At 35.8% G+C, this 3,318-nt stretch carries 3 protein-coding genes; 1 reads left to right on the top strand and 2 read right to left on the bottom strand.

Going from position 1 to position 3,318, the window contains the following annotated elements:
• Both Q0L68_RS18475 and ytxJ read right to left on the bottom strand, forming a co-directional pair.
• The coding region (locus Q0L68_RS18475) for a carboxypeptidase-like regulatory domain-containing protein (RefSeq protein WP_296705730.1) at positions 1 to 1,935 on the bottom strand (1,935 nt) is incomplete at its 3' end.
• Positions 1,936 to 2,066: 131 nt separating this feature from the next.
• On the bottom strand, positions 2,067 to 2,408 hold the full coding sequence (ytxJ, locus tag Q0L68_RS18470) for a bacillithiol system redox-active protein YtxJ (protein WP_296705729.1): 342 nt from the start codon (positions 2,406 to 2,408) through the stop codon (positions 2,067 to 2,069).
• Positions 2,409 to 2,482: 74 nt separating this feature from the next.
• On the opposite strand from ytxJ, the gene Q0L68_RS18465 reads away from it, so the two are divergent.
• The coding region (locus Q0L68_RS18465) for a DUF4403 family protein (protein ID WP_296705728.1) at positions 2,483 to 3,318 on the top strand (836 nt) is incomplete at its 3' end.

The raw sequence follows: 3,318 nt of genomic DNA, 5'->3' as shown, positions 1-3,318 counted from the left end.
AGGTTCATCTGTATTTGTCCTGTATCTCAGGCGGTATGAAACTCCAGTTTCTCGATTTCTATAGCTTAAACTAGCCCCAGGTAAAAAGTTATTGAAACTCCTTTTAAAAACTCCAACTTCTGGAAAGAAAGCCTCATTATTTAATTGGGCGTTTTGATAATCTAAATTAAAATTAAGATTCAATCCATTGTTGTTATAAGCATATCCAGTTCGAAGTCTTTGCGTAATAAACTTGTTAATAAACTCATTACTTAAAGCGGTATCCAACATATAGATGCCCTGTTCTGCCCCCAAAACATAAGTTTTTTGATCAGAATCTGATTTGTTGTTTCCTACTTGGTATCCAAAAGTACCGATTGACTTCTCTCCCAATGGTTCGGTCAAGGTTGCATTGATTCTGTAATTAAACCCTTTGGAAATGGTATATGTCTCTTGAAGGGTTGTGTCAAGACTAACCCGATTGTAATCGATACTTGCTGCTAAAAGATCTGAATATTGATCTCGATTGGACCAGGATGTATTTAAATCTGTTGAAAAAGTCCTGCCTACTTTATCAAATTTATAACGGTAGGTAATATTATTCGAGATATTATATGACTTGTTTTCAGCACTGTTTATAGATCTCAAAGCACTTAATGAATCTCCAGTATTTGCTGTGGTTAAGGCATCTCTATCGCTAAAACTATTGCTGTTTTGGATTGAAATATTTGGAGTTATTATGAATGAATTTTTTTCATTTAAGTCGGCCTCTAATCTACCGCTCATTCTATGGTTATAATTATCAGTAGTACTGATCAAGTTTTCTTGATAGAATTGTGTTAGGCTTTCATTTATAACAGTTTCTCTGTTTGTTATTTGTTGTAATTTATTTGCGGAGTTATTAAAGAAATAACTTCCTGTAAAATTTACTTTTTTGCCCCATTTGTCTGAATAATTCAGACCTATTGAATTTGTAGTATTAATTCCATTGCTATTTCCTGCATTGAAATTGTTATTTCCACCGCCGAATCCTCCTCGTCCTCTACCGCCTCCACCGCCGCCTGAGCTATTTGCATTTACTCCGGCTAAATCCTGACTAGAAAAATTTTGCTGATTGATATTATTTGCCAAACCTAAAATAGAAACCCTTCTGTCTCCGCTAAATAAGTTAATACTTCCTCCGGCAGAATAGCGATCATCGGTCCCATAGCCTGCATAAGCTCTACCAAATTGGCCGTTTTTTCTATCTTCTCTTAAAATGATATTGATTGTCTTGGTGTAGGTTCCATCATCAAATCCTGTTAGTCTACTTTGATCAGATCTTTGATCTAATACCTCTACTCTGTCGATAGCATCAGCAGGCAGGTTTCTGAGGGCAATATTCGGGTCTGATCCAAAAAACTCTCTTCCATCCACAAGAATTTTCTGTACTGTTTCCCCTTGAGCCTGGACCTCTCCATTTTGTATGGTTACTCCTGGGAGCTTTCTAATTAAGTCTTCAGCCTGCGCATTTTGTTGAGTTTTAAAAGCCGAGGCATTAAATGAAGTAGTATCTCCTCTCATTTCTCCGACCGGAGATTGTCCTTCGATGACTACTTCTCCTAGAGTTTGAGTGTCTTCGTTCAAAACCAAAGTTCCTAAATCTGCTGGATCCCTTAAGCTGTGGGTTCTAGTGATCGTTTCATAGCCAATAAATTTAATCTCAATTTTAACCTGAGGAATCATTGGTCTATTGATTTCAAATTTACCTTGAGCATCAGTGACTCCACCTATTAATAGAGAATCGGCTAAAGTCTTAATCAGAACATTGGCGCCATTCATGGGTGTTTTGGTACTGCCGTCCATTACGATGCCTGTAAGCTTTATGGGAGGTCTTTGTCCTTGGCCTTGAGGGCGTTGTCCATACACGTCCATGACGAGCATCAAGCAAAAAATAGCTAAAAAGGATTTAATCATATTTCTCATAGTTGCGCAAATATCTACTCCTTTGACCAAAGTAAAATACCAAAGGTTTAGTGCGCGACTCAAGAAAAATTAGAATGGGGAATTCGAAGGATAAAAGGCTAAAAAACGATTTAAAAATTTAATTAATTTTTAATTACACCCATGATTTCAGGATAGGAAATTCCAAAATGGCTGTTATCGTAAACCGAAATTCCATTTTTCACGACTATTACCTGTGGAGATTGATGTGGTATGCCAAATTCCTGACTTATTTTATTAGATAACTCTCTATTTTCAATAATATCTAAATGATACGGTACAATATTTTTATGATCATCATCCTTCCAGTTTCTTAGGAGCCTATCCAAGGAAATGCTACTCAAAGAACAACGAGTACTATGCTTAAATATCATCACAGGAATATCCTCGCTTAAAGCTTTGATATCTTCAATTTGGCTAGGTTGAGTTAATTTATTCCAATTCATTTTCGTTCCTTTTATAAAGGGGCAATATTTTTGGGGAAGATAAAGTTCCCGGATTAATTAAGGAAATTTAAAAAATGAAAATATTCGTAACCATTTTGTTCAAGCGGCAACCCATCCTTTACCTAGCTTTATTTTTTCTTGTTTCATGTAAATCATTTAACCCAGATAAAATTCCTCCTTATATAACTGCACCTCCTGCATTTTCTTCTGTTAATGTACCGGTTCAAGTTCCTCAAAGCACACTTTATAGAATCATTAATCAGGCAATCCCACAGGTTTTAATAGATGATGAAAATCTCTCCATGGGAAATGTGGAGGGGAAATTACTTTTAAGCAGAAATGGTTATCCTACATATGCTACTTTAGATAGTCAAAGAATTCAATTGACATTACCATTAAAAATTCAAGGAGAATTGGGACTTTCCAAAAGAGGTCTTGGAAGCTTTTTGCAATCTAAGCTTCCCTTAAATGAAAGCATTACTCCTACCATTATTGTAAATCCTACCATCAATCCTGATTGGAGTATTTCCGTCAAAAATTTTGAGTTAGTTGATCTTGGAGGTCAAATTAATTTAAACCTATTGGGCATGCAGGTTGACCTAAGTGGAATTGTAGAGAAAGAAATTACCAAATGGGGTGAAGAGAACTTAAGTTCTTCCCGTTCAATTTTCAGTTTAAAACCCTTTATTGATTTGGCTTGGAATCAAGTTGGAAAACCTTTTATGATTGATTGGGAAGGGGAGAAGTCTGCATTTTCGATTCAGCCTGAATCGGTTAGGTTAAATGAATTTTTTACTGAAAACCAAAATCTAAATCTTTGGCTTGGACTTAATGGTAAAGTAAATACTCATCCTGAAAACGCAGTACCTAGCCGGGCTTTCCCTTTACCTAAGATTACTGAAAACAAAGA

It is taken from the genome of Algoriphagus sp., from assembly GCF_024642405.1.
GTDB lineage: Bacteria > Bacteroidota > Bacteroidia > Cytophagales > Cyclobacteriaceae > Algoriphagus.
This window is presented reverse-complemented; position numbering and strand designations above follow the sequence as displayed.

What these genes read in the sequence shown, in the direction of transcription:
- ytxJ (WP_296705729.1), bottom strand. Translation starts at nt 2,408, where the DNA reads ATGAATTGGAATAAATTAACTCAACCTAGCCAAATTGAAGATATCAAA.